We start from the raw sequence: 14,467 nt of genomic DNA, 5'->3' as shown, positions 1-14,467 counted from the left end.
ACCGTGGGAGACTTCTCATCCCGCCCCTTCTACCCAAAGCGCCGATAAGGAATTCATCGGTAAAACCGACGATAGAGGCAAGCCAGCGCAACGGTAGACCCCGACAAGCTCTTAAACCCTAGCTCCGAGGATTCGTCATGACAATCCTTACTTCGCAGACGGTGGTTGGCGTCGATATCGCCAAGGCCGAAATAGTTGTCTATCGCTCCGACCGGCTAACCACTGACACCATCAAGAACGATCGAACAGCCCTCAAACGCTGGCTTAAAACATTGCCCGCCCAAAGCGCTATCGCCGTTGAAGCCACCAACATCTACCACCTGGACACCGTCGAGCTGGCCCATGCGATGGGGCACCAGGTCTATGTCGTGGATGCTTATCGGGTGAGCAACTATCGCCGCGGCATCGGCCAACGAGCCAAGAACGATCCCTGCGATGCCCGTCTGCTGGCGCGTTATTTGACGAACGAACAAGACGGACTGCGGATCTGGAGCCCACCACCCAAGGCCTACACCTCGCTGAAAAGCCTGCTCCACAGACGTGCAACGCTGATCCAGAACCATGCCGGTCTGATGCTGAGCTGGGCCAATGAACCCTTGTTGAAGAAAGTACAGAGCGCCCAGCAAAAGGCCTTCAAGCAAGCGGATCAGGCCATTCAGAAACTGCTGCGCAAGGTCAGCAAAGAGGCGGGTATTGAAGAGAATATCGACCGCTGCAAAGCCATCGAAGGGGTTGGCGAACTGACTGCAACCGGGTTGGCGACGACCTTTATGCGCGGTGATTTTGCCAATAGTGATGCGTTCATCGCGTTTCTAGGGATGGACCTTACGGTCGATGACTCCGGGAAGAAGAACGGCCCCCGGCACCTGACAAAAAAAGGGGATCCGGAAGTCCGCCGGTTGGCTTACAACGCCGCAATGGCAGCCTGTCGCTCAGCTAAATGGAAACCGTTTTACGAGTCGTATTTGGCAAGAGGCTTCTCGAAAACCCAGGCCTTGGTGGCCCTTGCCCGGAAACTCTGCCGGGTGGCATTTGCCCTGATGAAAAATCAGAGCGAATACCACCCGGCCTGAGGTTGCGGGGTTGCCCTGCAACATAGAATCTCCCACATTGCTTTGTGCGGCGGTTAAAAAATAACAATCCACAGGAGCGTGGAACATGCGTTGGGCGACGTATTTCGCCGTTTTGGCGTCTGTCTTGAGTGTCGGCCTGGCCCTGGGTGTCAGCATGCCGTTGGTGTCGCTGCGTCTGGAAGGCTGGGGTTACGGCTCGTTCGCCATCGGCGTGATGGCGGCAATGCCGGCGATTGGGGTATTGCTGGGGGCGAAGATCTCCAGCCACCTCGCGGCGCGTCTCGGCACGGCCAATCTGATGCGCCTGTGCCTGTGGGCCGGGGCGGTGTCCATCGGTTTGCTGGCAGTGTGGCCGAGCTATCCGGTCTGGCTGCTGCTGCGGCTGATGATCGGGGTGATCCTGACCCTCGTCTTCATCCTTGGCGAAAGCTGGATCAACCAGCTTGTGCTGGAAGAGTGGCGCGGGCGATTGGTGGCGCTGTATGGCAGCAGTTATGCGCTGAGTCAGCTGGCCGGGCCGTTGCTGCTTGGCGTTGTGGGCACCGAACACGATTACGGATTTTGGGTCGGCGTCGGGTTGCTGATGGCGGCACCGTTCCTGTTGCTGGGCCGCAGCGGCGCGCCGACCAGTGAAGCCTGCAGCGTGACCTTCAGCGACTTGCTGGGCTTCTGCCGTGGCCTGCCGGCGATTGCCTGGGCGGTGTCGCTGTTCGCAGCGTTCGAAGCGATGATCCTGACGTTGTTGCCGGTTTATTGCCTGCGTCAGGGCTTTACGACGGAAATTGCGTTGGCGATGGTCAGCACGGTGGTGGTGGGTGATGCCTTGCTGCAATTGCCGATTGGCGCACTGGCTGATCGCTTGTCGCGACGTACATTGTTCACCGGGTGTGCGGTGGTCCTGCTGATATCGAGCCTGGCCATCCCGTTGTTGATCGATACGTTGCTGATCTGGCCGTTGTGGGTGTTGTTCGGTGCCAGTGCCGGTGGCTTGTTCACCTTGTCTCTGATCCTGATCGGCGAGCGCTATCGCGACGATGCACTGGTGCGCGCCAATGCGCATATCGCGCAGCTGTGGGGGATCGGTTGCCTGGTCGGACCGCTGGCGGCCGGTGCCGGCAGTCAGTGGGTCAGCGGGCATGCGTTGCCGCTGCTGATGGCGGCCGGTGCGCTGGGGTTGGTGATTCTGCTGTCACGGCAAGGCGCGTTTGGTGCCGTTCAGCCGGCATAGTTTTGTAGCCGCTGCCGAAGGCTGCGTTCGGCTGCGAAGCAGTCGTAAACCCGGCTTGCACGGTTTGCCTGAAAGACCACGGTATCTGATTTTACGACTGCTGCGCAGCCGAACGCAGGCTTCGCCAGCTGCTACGGATAGCGTTATGGCGCCGGACGCGAGTCATGCGCCTAGAGCATCCGTTCCAGGCCGACGGTGGTGCTCATCCACGCATTGAAGCGCCGCCACCAAGTCCCCGGCTCCTTGGTCAGCGTGTGCATTTTGCCGTTGTCCTCGGTGACCCAGACAATCTGGCCATTTTCCAGCTTGGCCTGATAACTCAGGGCCGGCGCCATGCCTTGAAACGCCAGTTCACGCACACGCGCGGCGAGTTCCGGGCTGTCCACCAGCACCCCGACTTCGGTGTTCCACAGCACTGAGCGTGGGTCGAAATTGAACGAGCCGATGAAAGACTTCTGCTGGTCGAAAATGATTGCCTTGCTGTGCAGGCTGGAATTGGAGCCGCTGTTGAACAGATGGGGTCCGCTGCCGCCGCCGTCGCCAGGCTGGCGACGCAATTCGAACAGCTGCACGCCATGCTCCAGCAGTGCCTTGCGATACGGCGCGTAACCGCCATGCACCGCCGGGACGTCAGTGGCTTCCAGTGAGTTGGTCAGCAGGCTCACCGACACTCCGGCATCGGCGCGCCCGGTCAGGTACACCAGCCCCGGCTGGCCGGGTACGAAGTAGGCCGAAACCATGATCAGCTCTTTGCTGACGCCATTGAGCTCGGGCGCCAACTGCGTGGTCAGCAGCAACTGCGAATCGGGCTCGCCGTCGGCCAGCACTTTGCTCGGCGCGTCCCACAGTGCCTGGTTCCAGGCCCAGATCAACTCCCGACGCCAGATATCCAGGCGCGGGTGAGTGGTGTAGGTCATCAACTGCTGGTAGAGCGCGTGATTCTGTTTGCGTGTTTCTTCAAGCGATTCTTCCAGTCGGGTCCGGGTGTTTTCCAGGTCCCGGGCTGTCGGCTTGCTGGATAAAAACGCGTCGATCGGTTTGCTCAGCGCGCTGTTCCAGTACTGGTCGAAACTGTGCCCCAGCTGTTCGGCGACCGGGCCGACACCGAGCATGTCGATGTCGGTGAAATTCAGGTTGGGTTCGGCGTCGAAGTACTCATCCCCCAGATTGCGTCCACCGACAATGGCCATGCTGTTGTCCGCCAACCAGAGCTTGTTGTGCATGCGCCGGTGTTGCTGCGACAGGTTGAGCAACCGTCCCACCGTTCGTGTCACGCCGGTGCTGCGGCCCAGGTGCAATGGGTTGAACACACGGATCTGGATCTGCGGATGTGCCGCCAGCGTGGCGATGATCCGGTCCAGGCCATCGCTGGTGGTGTCGTCGAGCAGAATGCGCACGCGCACACCGCGGTCGGCGGCCTTGAGCAGTTCATCCACCAGCATCCGCGTGCTAATGCCGTCATGCACGATGTAGTACTGCAAATCCAGGCTGCTTTGGGCGTTGCGGATCAGCTCGGCGCGGGCCGCGAAGGCTTCGGTGCTGTCGGAGAGCAGGCGAAAGCCCGAGCGGCCCTGATGAGGCGCAGCCTGCGCCTGGATCGAACGGCCGAACGCCGAATTTGCCGCCGGCAATGCCTGGCTGGGCTCGCGGGAGACGTCGAGGCTCGCACAGCCATTGAGCAGCAAGACGAGCAGCAGAACGAAGGGCAGGACCGGTCTGACTCTCAAATCGGATCGTCTCAAGTGATTGCAAAGGCCGAAGTATGGCACGTCATTGTGATTCATCGCTTTTGCAGGACGTGAAGTCTCTGGTTGTCGGACGGTTCTCCGTGAGCCTTCAAAAACTACAAAGTCTGTAGTTAAAACCGCGTTGAATTGCCTTTGTTTCCTACATAAACGTCCTACAAAACCCGGAATGATGACTGGGCATCGGATGCGGTAGCAGGCAGCGGATTTTTTCTTGCGCAGCCCGTGCGTCCATGTTTCCAGCTATCTCACAGGTAAGTGATTATGAAGAAGTTTTATTGGGTAAGCGTTTTGGCCGCTGCACTGGCGCCTATGGCGGTGCAGGCAGCCAACATTGATCTGACGGTCTCCGGCACGGTCGTCCCGACATCGTGCATTCCGGCCTTTGCCGGCGGTAGCAATGTTGATCTGGGCCGAATCTTTTCCGCCACCTTGAGCCCTTCCGCGCAAAACAATCTGCCGCCACGGGATATCACCCTGAAGATTGCTTGCGATGCGCCGGCTGCGGTGGAAATCGCCGTCACCGACAACCGTGGCGCCACCAAGGTGCCGGGTCTGACGTTCAATGGCCGGACCAGCGACGCTCTTTACTACGGCTTGGGCAGTACGCAGGGTGTCGGTATCGGTGGTTTCGGTCTGTTGACTGGACAGCCTCTGACCGACGGCAATCCGCAGGCTTTCCTGGTGCGTACGCCGGCCAACCCGGTGTGGCGTGTTCCGGTCAGTGGATTGATGTCCAATGCGCCGACCTCCTACTCCTGGGGGCCGAGTGCGACGGCAGGCCCGGCCGCAGCCCGTCTGCACACTTTTCCGATGAAAGTGGCAGCGGCCATTCGTGCCACCTCCGAACTGCCACCGACCACCGACGAGTTCCTGCTCGATGGTTCGGTCACCTTTGACCTGTATTACCTCTGAGCCGACGCAGTCACTGCGTCACTGTGCTCTGAACCTGCCTGATTGACGGGGTTCGCCTGGCGCGAACCTGGGTGGCGGCTCGCCTGAAAAACCGTCATCCATAGGTGTCATTGCATCACCGGGTATCGGCTGGCGCTGTGTTTAACAGCGTCGCTCGATGCCTTCTGGAGACTTCCATGTACCCCTTTAAATCCTTCAAGGTGCTCGGCGCCGGCGCCGCTTTGTGCCTGTCGCTCACGAATCCGAGTACGCATGCCGCCGGAATGATCCCCGAAACGCCAGTGGTGGTGGTCGACCAGGCGTTGGGTGAGGCAACCCTGAACGTCAGGAACTCCGACGACCAACCGGCGTTGCTGTACAGCTCCATCGAGCATATCGCCGAGGACGACGAGCCTCTGTTGTTGCTGAATCCGCCGGTGGCGCGCGTCGAACCGGGTCAGAGCCAGCAAGTGCGATTCATCCTGCGTAGCGCCAAACCCCTGGAAACCGAACGTCTCAAGCGTGTGGTGCTGGAAGGTATCAAGCCTCGGCAGAATACGAGTGATGCACACGTCAGCCTGGGGGTCCGGCAGAACATCCCGGTCATCCTGCGTCCGGCCAATCTGCCGGTAGAACGCATGCCTTGGAAACGGTTGGTCTGGACGGGCGTCGGCAATCAAGTGCGGGTCAGCAATCCCAGTCCCTATGTGGTACGGCTGGCCAGGTCAGTAAACCTGATTCCCGGTGGCGCAACGCTGGACCTGGGGCGCACCTATATCCTGCCAGGAGAGATGCTGAGCCTCAGTGCGCCGTCGATCCTGGCCACCCATGTACGGCTATTTCCTGCGACAACCTACGGGTTTGCTGTCGGCAACTACGATGCGCCGCTGAGTTTGCGGTAGTGAGTCACGGCTGCGGTTGGAGTCTGGCCGGTGGCTTTGCCCTGGTCATGTTGGCGGTGGAAAACGCTTGGGGTGAGGCACTCACCGAGTTCGACCAGTCAGTGCTCAAGGCGCGTGGCATCGATCCGAAAGTCGCCGAGCACTTTGGTCGAGCGCCACGCTTTACGGCAGGGCGCAATCGAGTGGCGCTGCAGGTCAATGGCGCACCGTCAGGACACGTCGTGGCGACCTTCGATGCGGACGGGCAGTTGTGCCTCGATTCGAATCTGCTTGATCAGGCCGGGATTGCCGCGCCATCGGGATTGCCCTCGAGCGCTGACAGCGCGCAGTGTTTACGGGACATCGATGGTCTGGTGGGGGTGCAGGTACAGCTCGACCCGGGCAAACAACACGTGCAACTGTTGGTGCCAACTGACCTGCTGCTCACATCAACGACGCATCAGCGAACCTGGGCCTCGGGCGGTATGGCCGGGTTGCTCAACTACGACGCGCTGGTGCTCACCAGTTCTGCCTCCGGGCAATCCAGCCAATTTCGTAGTCTTGGCACCGAGCTGGGCTTCAACGCGGGCGACTGGGTGGTGCGCAGCCGGCAAAACTACACCTCGTTTCAGGACGTAGAGCGTTTCGAAACGCTTTACACCCAGGCCTCGCGTACCTGGGAGCGTTTTCAGGCCAACGTGCAACTGGGCCAACTCAACATGCGTTCGTCGCTGTTTGCCGGGGAAGCGTTCACTGGCCTCCAGATCCTCCCGGAAACGGCCCTCGTGTCCCGCAATGGCGAAGACCTGGGGGGCGGGACGGCGGTGCAAGGGCTGGCCTATTCGCCGGCGCGGGTCGAGGTGCGCCAGAGCGGCGTAGTGATCTACACCACCCTCGTCCCCAGTGGGCCGTTCACCCTGCGCGACTTGCCGTTGCTCAGCAATCGACTGGACCTTGAGGTCAGCGTTTTCGAAGAGAGCGGCGAACAGCGCGACTTCCGCGTACCGGCGGTCAACGTACGCCCCCTCAGTGTCGGGACGTTGCCGGGTTATGGCGTCGCGGCAGGCAAGGTCCGACGCTTTGAGGGGGATGAGCGCGATGCGCCGTCATTCTTTGCCGTGAGCAAGGACTGGCAGTGGGGGGCTGCCACTCAGTTAAGTGGCGGGTTGATGGGCGCTGGTCAATACCTATCCTTGGGTTGGGGCGTGCAGCAGGCGCTGACGCGAAGGTCGGTGGTGAGTGTCCAGCAGCTGAGTTCGCGCGCGCCACAAAGCGGTCAGGGCCGAGAACTGCAAGCCACGTTCAGCACGGCATTGGGCCCCGGGTTGTCCGCCACCCTGACGGCGAGCCAGCGCAGTCAAGGGTTTCGACACATGGCCGACACCGGACTGGCGTTTGTTGCCGATGACATCGATAGTCGCTCTGAGCGCCAGTGGGGTGCATCGTTGAGCCATTCCAACCCTCTATGGGGAGCGTTTTCCGGATCGGTAACGCGGTATGCCGTGGGGGGCGGGCAGGACCGTTCGCGCGTCAGCACCTCGTGGTCACGGGTGTTCAGTGGTGCAAACCTGTCGTTGAGTGTGCAGCGCGACAGCGGTGACGACGCCCGTGGCACGGGCCTCTATGCCAGCCTCAGTCTGCCCCTTGGGCGCAACCGAAGCCTCAATACCTACGGGCGCCATGATGAGCGAAGCGGACTGCGCACTGGCGCCCGTTATACAGAACAGATCAGCGATACTCTGGGCTACAGCCTCGGTGCCGACCGTTCTGACAATGGCCAGACGGACGTCAACGGGCGCCTCAATGCCTTGCCCCGTTACACTAGCGTTGACCTCGGTTACTCGCGCAGTGGAGTTGGCGCCAGAAGTTACGACCTCTCGCTACGCGGCGGCCTGGCGATCCACGAAGAAGGGCTGACGCCGTCACCCTATCCGCTGCTTGACACCTTCGGCCTGCTCAAAGTCGGCGATGCTGCCGGGGTCAAGGTCAGCACGCCCCAAGGCCCGGTCTGGACCGATGGCGGCGGGCGGGCGGTGGCTGCGAGCCTGCCGGCCTACCAGACCAGTCGTATCGAAATCGACACCGTCAGCCTGCCGCGTCACCTGGACGTGCTCAACGGCTATCAAGAAGTCGAAGCCGGACGTGGCGCAGTACCACGACTCGACTTCAGCGTGGGTTCGGTGCGCCGGTTGATGCTGCATGTGCGTACGGCCGAGGGTGACTGGGTGCCCAAAGGCGCGTCGGTTCATGGCAACCAGGGCGAGTACCTGACCAGCGTGGTGGACGCCGGCCTGGTGTACCTGGCCGATGCGCCTGACGAAGTTCGACTGCAAGTGATGCTGCCGGATAATCGGCCCTGTCATCTTGAGCTCGACACCGCCGGGCTTCCCGAATCGGCCATGCCTTACGAAACTGTCGAGGTGGTTTGCCGGGCGGGGTAGACCTTCCTCAGTCCGTGGGCGTCTCCTCCAGCAGTTTGATCGCCGCGGCGCCGACCTTGCGTACCGCTTCTTCAATTTGCGGTGTTGGCTTGGCAGCGTAGTTCATCCGCAAGCAATTGCGGTACTTGCCCGAGGCGGAAAAGATACTGCCGACGGCAATCTGTACGCCTTGATCGTGCAGCGCACGATTCAGTTTCAGGGTGTCGAAACCCTCCGGTAGCTCGACCCAGAGCATGAAGCTGCCCTGGGGACGGCTGGCGCGGGTACCGACCGGAAAATAGCGGCTGACCCAATCGATCATCACGTCGCGATTGCGTTGGTATTGGGTGCGCATCCGCCGCAAATGCGGTTCGAAATGTCCGGCCTTGAGAAATTCGGCAATCGCGATCTGCGGTTGCGGCGCGGTAGAGCCGGTGCTGATGTACTTCATGTGCAGCACCCGTTCCAGATACCGTCCCGGCGCCACCCAGCCAATACGCAGCCCCGGCGCCAGGGTCTTGGAAAAGGAACTGCACAGCAGGACGCGGCCATCTTCGTCGAAGGATTTGATCGTGCGCGGGCGCGGGTAGGTGTAGGCCAGTTCGCCATACACATCGTCCTCGATGATCGCCACGTCGAAGCGCTGTGCGAGTGTCAACAACGCGCGTTTGCGCGACTCCGGCATGATGTAGCCCAGCGGGTTGTTGCAGTTGGGAGTCAACTGTATGGCTTTGATCGGCCATTGTTCCAGGGCCAGTTCGAGAGCATCGAGGCTGATCCCGGTGAGCGGGTCGGTGGGTATTTCCAGGGCTTTCATGCCCAGGCCCTTGAGGGTCTGCATGGCGCCGTGAAAGCTTGGCGAATCCACGGCGACAATGTCACCCGGTTCGCAGATGGAGCGGATGCTGGTGGACAGCGCTTCGTGACAACCGGTGGTGATCACCAGATCGTTGGCGCTCAACTGGCAGCCGGAATCGAGCAGCAGGCGGGCAATCTGTTCGCGCAGTTCGAGGGTGCCGTAGATGTTGTCGTAATACAGGCCGGGCATGTCCTGCCGCCGGCTGATTCGCGCCAGGTTGCGCAGCAGCGGTTTCATAGTCGGCGTGGTGATGTCCGGCATGCCGCGCCCCAGTTGCACGACATCTTTGCGCGGGACGGCACGAATGAGTTCCAGCACCTGATCCCACTGGGAAATATCCACCGGCCGCTGTGCCGGGCGGCCAATGGCCGGGAGTTCCGGCAGTTCGCGGCCCACCGGTACGAAGTAGCCTGACTTGGGTTTGGGTGTCGCCATGCCGCTGTCTTCCAGCACGCGATAGGCCTGCTGCACCGTGCTCAGGCTGACGCCGTGTTCAACACTCAACGCCCGCACCGATGGCAGCCGGTCACCGGGGCGATAGAAGCCCTGTTCGATACGCGTGCCGAGCAGTTCGGCGAGGTTGACGTAAAGGGTCATGGCGCAGTCTCGGTGTGGGTGATTCGGTTAACCAGTACAGATGGGTCGAAAATATAGGATTCAGACGCTGAAACGCAAAATCTGTATGGAGTTAATACAGTCCTGTTGAATCTGTAATGCTTTTTGCCATCGACGCATCATGAAAGCTCTGGCTACCCAAGTAAACAGGAGCAATCAAAATGAACGGCTTGAGCGATGTGCGGCTGACGTTACACAGTCAGGAACTGGCGGCAGGGCAAAACAACGGCGCACGCGAGGCGGTCATGCGCAACGCACCGTCCGGCCTAAGTCGCTGGGGCCTGTTCTGGCATCGTCTGCACACGCGCAAGCTGTTGCTGGAGCTCACGCCCGAGCAGCTGAGGGATGTGGGGCTGAGTCGGGAGCTGGCGCGGGAGGAGGGCTTGAAGCCGTTCTGGCGTCTGTGAGATGAAATGCGATCCCTTGTAGCAGCTGCCGAAGGCTGCGTCCGACTGCGCAGCCGTCGTAAATCAGGCGCCGCGGTTTGCCTGAAAGAGCGCGGTTGCAGGATTTGCGACGGCTTCGCCGCCGAACGCTGCCTCGCGGTGCTCGTCAGCTGCTACAAGGGCGGATATGTCGCTTAATCAGGTTCAGACCAACTCTTTAAGCCGATGCCACAACATCCCCAACGCCAACAACGGCGAGCGCAAATGCTTACCGCCAGGGAACGTGATATGCGGCACCTTGGCAAACAGATCGAACCCTCCACTCTGCTGACCACTGATAGCCTCAGCCAACAACATCCCCGCGAGGTGCGTGGCATTCACGCCATGACCGGAATAAGCCTGGGCGTAATACACATTCGCCTGATCCTTGAGCCGGCCGATCTGCGGCAGACGGTTGGCGCCGATGCCGATCATCCCGCCCCATTGATAGTCGATCTTCACACCGGCCAGTTGCGGGAAAACCTCCAGCATCTTCGGCCGCATGTAGGCGGCGATGTCCTTCGGGTCGCGACCTGAATAGTGACAGGCGCCGCCAAACAGCAAGCGTCGGTCCGCCGAGAGCCGATAGTAATCCAGTGCCACCCGTTGATCGCAGACCGCCATGTTCTGCGGCAGTAGCGAGTGTGCCAGCGCTTCACTCAAGGGTTCGGTGGCGATGATGTAGCTGCCGGCGGGTAGCACCTTGCCGCTGAGTTCGGGATTAAGTTCATTGAGGTAGGCGTTGCAGCCCAGCACCAGCGTCTTGGCGCGGACCGAACCTTGGGCGGTGTAGACCTTGACCTCGGGGCCATAATCGATGCGGGTGACTGCCGATTGTTCGAACAGCTTCACCCCGAGCTGCTGGGCCGCAGCCGCTTCGCCCAGTGCCAGATTCAGCGGGTGCAGATGCCCTGAGCCCATATCGATCAATCCGCCGACGTAGCGGTCGGAACCCACAACGGAATGCATTTCACTGGCTTGCAGCAGACGGGTTTCGTAACGGTAACCGAGACTGCGCAGCTCTTCGGCGTCTTCGGCAAAACCTTCGAGGTCCCGGGGCTTGTTCGCCAGGTCGCAATAGCCCCAAGTCAAGTCGCAAGGGATCTGAAAACGCTCGACGCGCTGTCGGACGATTTCCACCGCTTCCAGGCCCATGAGTTTCATCTGACGCACGCCGTCCGCACCGACCACGTTAGCGAACTGATCGAGGCCATGGCCGACGCCACGAATCAACTGCCCGCCATTGCGTCCGCTGGCGCCCCAACCGATTTTGTGGGCTTCGAGCAAGATCACACTAAAGCCGCGTTCGGCCAGTTCGAGCGCCGTATTCAACCCGGAGAACCCGCCACCGACCACGCACACGTCAGCCACCAGGTCGCCAGTGAGCACCGGATGATCGGGCTGCGGCAGGCTGCTGGCGGCGTAGTAAGAAGCAGGGTGCTGGTGGTTCTGGGCAGGTTGCTGAGCACGGGCATTCATGTGCGTGTTCCTGATTCTTGTGTTTAGAAAATTTTACGGAGCATAAGCCGGACCTTCGAACACGGGCAACACTGGTCGGTTGGTGCTGTCTGGATCGGGGCTTTTGCGGCAGAATCCCGCTCTATTCCGCTTTTGGTTACCGCTTCGATGAGCTGCAACAGTCAGAAAATTCGCACGCTACGGCAGCAAATTCCCTCGTTCGAATGCGTGCCCGGCTGCCATGACTGCTGTGGGCCGGTGACCACCTCACCGGAAGAAATGTCCCGCCTGCCGCGCAAGACCCGGGCCGAGCAGGACGCTGCGATGGATGAGCTCAATTGCGTTCACCTCGGACCCAACGGCTGCACTGTGTATGACGAGCGGCCATTGATCTGTCGGTTGTTCGGCACCACCAAGACCTTGCCGTGCCCGAATGGGCGGGGGCCGGTGGAGCTGATTCATCCGCGGGTCGAGAAGCAGATTCATGAGTACATGGCTTCAACGCGGCAGGTCCTCGTTTAAGGAAGACCGAGTCGCCTGCCTTCGCGAGCAGGCGACGAATATTTCAATCCGGAATCGGCAGGCTCAAACTCTCTTTCACCTCTTCCATCACGATATAGCTCTTGGATTCGCGCACATGCGGCAGCTTGAGCAGGATGTCGCCCAGCAGTTTGCGGTACGAGGCCATCTCGGAAATCCGCGCTTTCACCAGATAGTCGAAATCCCCTGACACCAAATGGCACTCCAGCACGTGGGGAAGCTTCAGGACCGCGCGTCGGAACTCTTCGAAAGTATCGCCGGATTTGTAGTCGAGGCTGATCTCGACGAATACCAGAAGACTACCCTTGAGGTGCTGCGGATTGAGCCGGGCGTTGTAGCCCATGATGATCCCTTCGCGCTCCAGCCGCCGGACCCGCTCGGTACACGGCGTGGTCGAGAGCCCGACCTTTTCCCCCAGCTCGGTGAAGGAGATGCGTCCGTCCGCTTGCAGGATCCGCAGGATGTTGCGGTCGATCTTGTCCAGCTCACGTTTGGTCTGAGTGTTGGTACGCATAGGGGATGCGCCTCCGTGAAAAGCGTTTTTGCCGAGAATTCTCGCCAAATATAGGCACTTATATAGTGAAAAGCACTGCCTAATCTTTTTTAAACTGCGCACATCAATGCTCGACAACTACGAACGTCAGCGGCAAGCCGCGATGAGGGATATGAAAATGCGCGTTATGGTCTTGGGTAGCGGCGTCATCGGTACCACCAGTGCTTACTATCTGGCGCGTGCCGGGTTTGAAGTGGTGGTCGTGGACCGTCAGCCGGCCGCTGCCATGGAGACCAGTTTCGCCAACGCCGGGCAGGTGTCGCCGGGTTATGCCTCGCCGTGGGCTGCGCCGGGTGTTCCGCTTAAAGCCATCAAGTGGCTGTTGCAGCGGCACGCACCGCTGGCGATCAAGGCCACCGCCGACATCGACCAATACCTGTGGATGGCGCAGATGCTGCGTAACTGCACCGCCAGCCGGTATGCAGTGAACAAGGAGCGCATGGTCCGCCTGTCCGAGTACAGCCGTGACTGCCTCGACGAATTGCGCGCTGAAACCGGCATTGCCTACGAAGGCCGCAGCCTCGGTACTACCCAATTGTTCCGCACCCAGGCTCAACTTGATGGCGCGTGGAAAGACATTGCCGTGCTGAAAGAGTCCGGCGTGCCGTTCGAACTGCTCGACCGCGCCGGCATTGCCCGCGTTGAGCCGGCGCTGGCCAGCGTCACCGACATCCTCGCCGGTGCCCTGCGCCTGCCGAACGACCAGACCGGCGATTGCCAGATGTTCACCACCCGCCTGGTCGAAATGGCTACCAAACTGGGTGTGGAATTCCGCTTCGACCAGGACATTCAGCGCCTCGACTACGCCGGTGATCGCATCAACGGCGTCTGGATCGACGGCAAGCTGGAAACCGCTGATCGCTACGTGCTGGCCCTGGGCAGCTACTCGCCGCAACTGCTCAAGCCGCTGGGCATCAAGGCGCCGGTGTATCCGCTCAAGGGTTATTCCTTGACTGTGCCGATCACCAACCCGGCGATGGCCCCGACTTCGACTATTCTCGACGAGACCTACAAGGTCGCGATTACCCGTTTCGACAACCGCATCCGCGTCGGTGGCATGGCTGAAATAGCCGGTTTTGACCTGTCGCTGAACCCGCGTCGGCGTGAAACCCTGGAGATGATCGTCAACGACCTCTATCCTCAGGGCGGCGATCTGGCCCAGGCGAGTTTCTGGACCGGTCTGCGTCCGACCACCCCTGACGGCACGCCGATCGTGGGTGCTACGCCGTTCAGCAATCTGTTTTTGAACACGGGTCATGGCACGCTCGGCTGGACCATGGCATGCGGTTCCGGTCGCTTGCTGGCTGACCTGATGGCGAAGAAAACGCCGCAAATCAGCGCCGAAGGCCTCGATATTTCCCGTTATGGAAAAAAACTTCAGGAGTCTGCAAAACATGTCAATCCAGCGCCAGCTCACCAATGAGCGCATGAGCCAGATCGTAGTCCACAGCGGTACCGTGTATCTGGCAGGGCAGGTCGGCGACGATATGAACGCCGGGATTGAACAGCAGACCCGTGAAACGCTTGCCAACATCGAGCGTTTGCTGGATCTGGCCGGGACCGACAAGAGCCGTTTGCTGTCGGTGACGATTTACTTGAAAGACATTGATGCACACTTTGAAGGCATGAACGCGGTCTGGGACAAGTGGCTGCCAAAAGGCGTCGCACCGGCCCGTGCCACCGTTGAATCGAAGTTGTGCGAACCGGAAATCCTGGTTGAGCTGTCGGTTGTCGCCGCTCTGCCATAAACCCGTCAGAAAGATCCCTCTCCCGGTG

Annotated in this window: 12 protein-coding genes and 1 pseudogene; 9 read left to right on the top strand and 4 right to left on the bottom strand. The window is 60.5% G+C overall.

What is annotated here, in order from left to right:
* Nucleotides 1-137 precede the first annotated feature (137 nt).
* Nucleotides 138-1,099 (top strand): annotated as a pseudogene (locus tag QFW87_RS28770) (IS110 family transposase).
* A gap of 59 nt (nt 1,100-1,158) precedes the next feature.
* Nucleotides 1,159-2,301 carry an MFS transporter gene (locus QFW87_RS28765; protein WP_283189425.1) on the top strand — a complete coding sequence of 381 codons (1,143 nt, stop codon included), beginning with the start codon at nt 1,159-1,161 and terminating at the stop codon, nt 2,299-2,301.
* Nucleotides 2,302-2,471: 170 nt separating this feature from the next.
* Here the strand turns inward: QFW87_RS28765 and QFW87_RS28760 are convergent, their stop codons facing one another.
* Nucleotides 2,472-4,028: a phospholipase D family protein gene (locus QFW87_RS28760; RefSeq protein WP_283189424.1), complete on the bottom strand. Its 1,557-nt coding sequence runs from the start codon at nt 4,026-4,028 to the stop codon at nt 2,472-2,474.
* A gap of 282 nt (nt 4,029-4,310) precedes the next feature.
* On the opposite strand from QFW87_RS28760, the gene QFW87_RS28755 reads away from it, so the two are divergent.
* From QFW87_RS28755 to QFW87_RS28745, 3 genes are all read left to right on the top strand, one after another.
* Nucleotides 4,311-4,961: a DUF1120 domain-containing protein gene (locus QFW87_RS28755; RefSeq protein ID WP_283182178.1), complete on the top strand. Its 651-nt coding sequence runs from the start codon at nt 4,311-4,313 to the stop codon at nt 4,959-4,961.
* A gap of 176 nt (nt 4,962-5,137) precedes the next feature.
* On the top strand, nt 5,138-5,842 hold the full coding sequence (locus QFW87_RS28750) for a fimbria/pilus chaperone family protein (protein WP_283189423.1): 705 nt from the start codon (nt 5,138-5,140) through the stop codon (nt 5,840-5,842).
* Nucleotides 5,842-8,262: a fimbria/pilus outer membrane usher protein gene (locus QFW87_RS28745; protein ID WP_283189422.1), complete on the top strand. Its 2,421-nt coding sequence runs from the start codon at nt 5,842-5,844 to the stop codon at nt 8,260-8,262. Before QFW87_RS28750 ends, QFW87_RS28745 begins: the two co-directional genes overlap by 1 nt.
* Nucleotides 8,263-8,269: 7 nt before the next feature.
* Here QFW87_RS28745 and QFW87_RS28740 read toward each other — a convergent pair whose 3' ends face one another.
* Entirely contained in the window at nt 8,270-9,697 is a 1,428-nt protein-coding gene (locus tag QFW87_RS28740; protein ID WP_283189421.1) for a PLP-dependent aminotransferase family protein, read from the bottom strand.
* 179 nt (nt 9,698-9,876) lie between these two features.
* Here QFW87_RS28740 and QFW87_RS28735 point away from each other — a divergent pair, with 179 nt between their 5' ends.
* Complete coding sequence (locus QFW87_RS28735; protein ID WP_283182175.1) at nt 9,877-10,122, top strand: DUF1127 domain-containing protein; 246 nt, start codon at nt 9,877-9,879, stop codon at nt 10,120-10,122.
* A 183-nt stretch (nt 10,123-10,305) separates the two neighbouring features.
* Here QFW87_RS28735 and QFW87_RS28730 read toward each other — a convergent pair whose 3' ends face one another.
* A complete protein-coding gene (locus tag QFW87_RS28730) occupies nt 10,306-11,619 on the bottom strand; it encodes an FAD-binding oxidoreductase (RefSeq protein ID WP_283182174.1) in 1,314 nt (437 codons plus the stop codon).
* A gap of 147 nt (nt 11,620-11,766) precedes the next feature.
* Between QFW87_RS28730 and QFW87_RS28725 the strand changes: the two genes are divergently transcribed.
* Nucleotides 11,767-12,120, top strand: a complete 354-nt coding sequence (locus tag QFW87_RS28725; RefSeq protein WP_007947437.1) for a YkgJ family cysteine cluster protein — start codon at nt 11,767-11,769, stop codon at nt 12,118-12,120.
* Nucleotides 12,121-12,163: 43 nt separating this feature from the next.
* Here the strand turns inward: QFW87_RS28725 and QFW87_RS28720 are convergent, their stop codons facing one another.
* Entirely contained in the window at nt 12,164-12,652 is a 489-nt protein-coding gene (locus QFW87_RS28720; RefSeq protein ID WP_003177284.1) for an Lrp/AsnC ligand binding domain-containing protein, read from the bottom strand.
* A 157-nt stretch (nt 12,653-12,809) separates the two neighbouring features.
* Here QFW87_RS28720 and dadA point away from each other — a divergent pair, with 157 nt between their 5' ends.
* A complete protein-coding gene (gene dadA / locus QFW87_RS28715; protein ID WP_074880408.1) occupies nt 12,810-14,114 on the top strand; it encodes a D-amino acid dehydrogenase in 1,305 nt (434 codons plus the stop codon).
* Entirely contained in the window at nt 14,086-14,439 is a 354-nt protein-coding gene (locus QFW87_RS28710; protein ID WP_008150191.1) for a RidA family protein, read from the top strand. Before dadA ends, QFW87_RS28710 begins: the two co-directional genes overlap by 29 nt.
* The last annotated feature ends 28 nt before the right edge of the window (nt 14,440-14,467 follow it).

The sequence above is a fragment of the Pseudomonas sp. PMCC200344 genome (assembly GCF_030053095.1).
Classification (GTDB): Bacteria; Pseudomonadota; Gammaproteobacteria; order Pseudomonadales; family Pseudomonadaceae; genus Aquipseudomonas; species Aquipseudomonas svalbardensis.
This window is presented reverse-complemented; position numbering and strand designations above follow the sequence as displayed.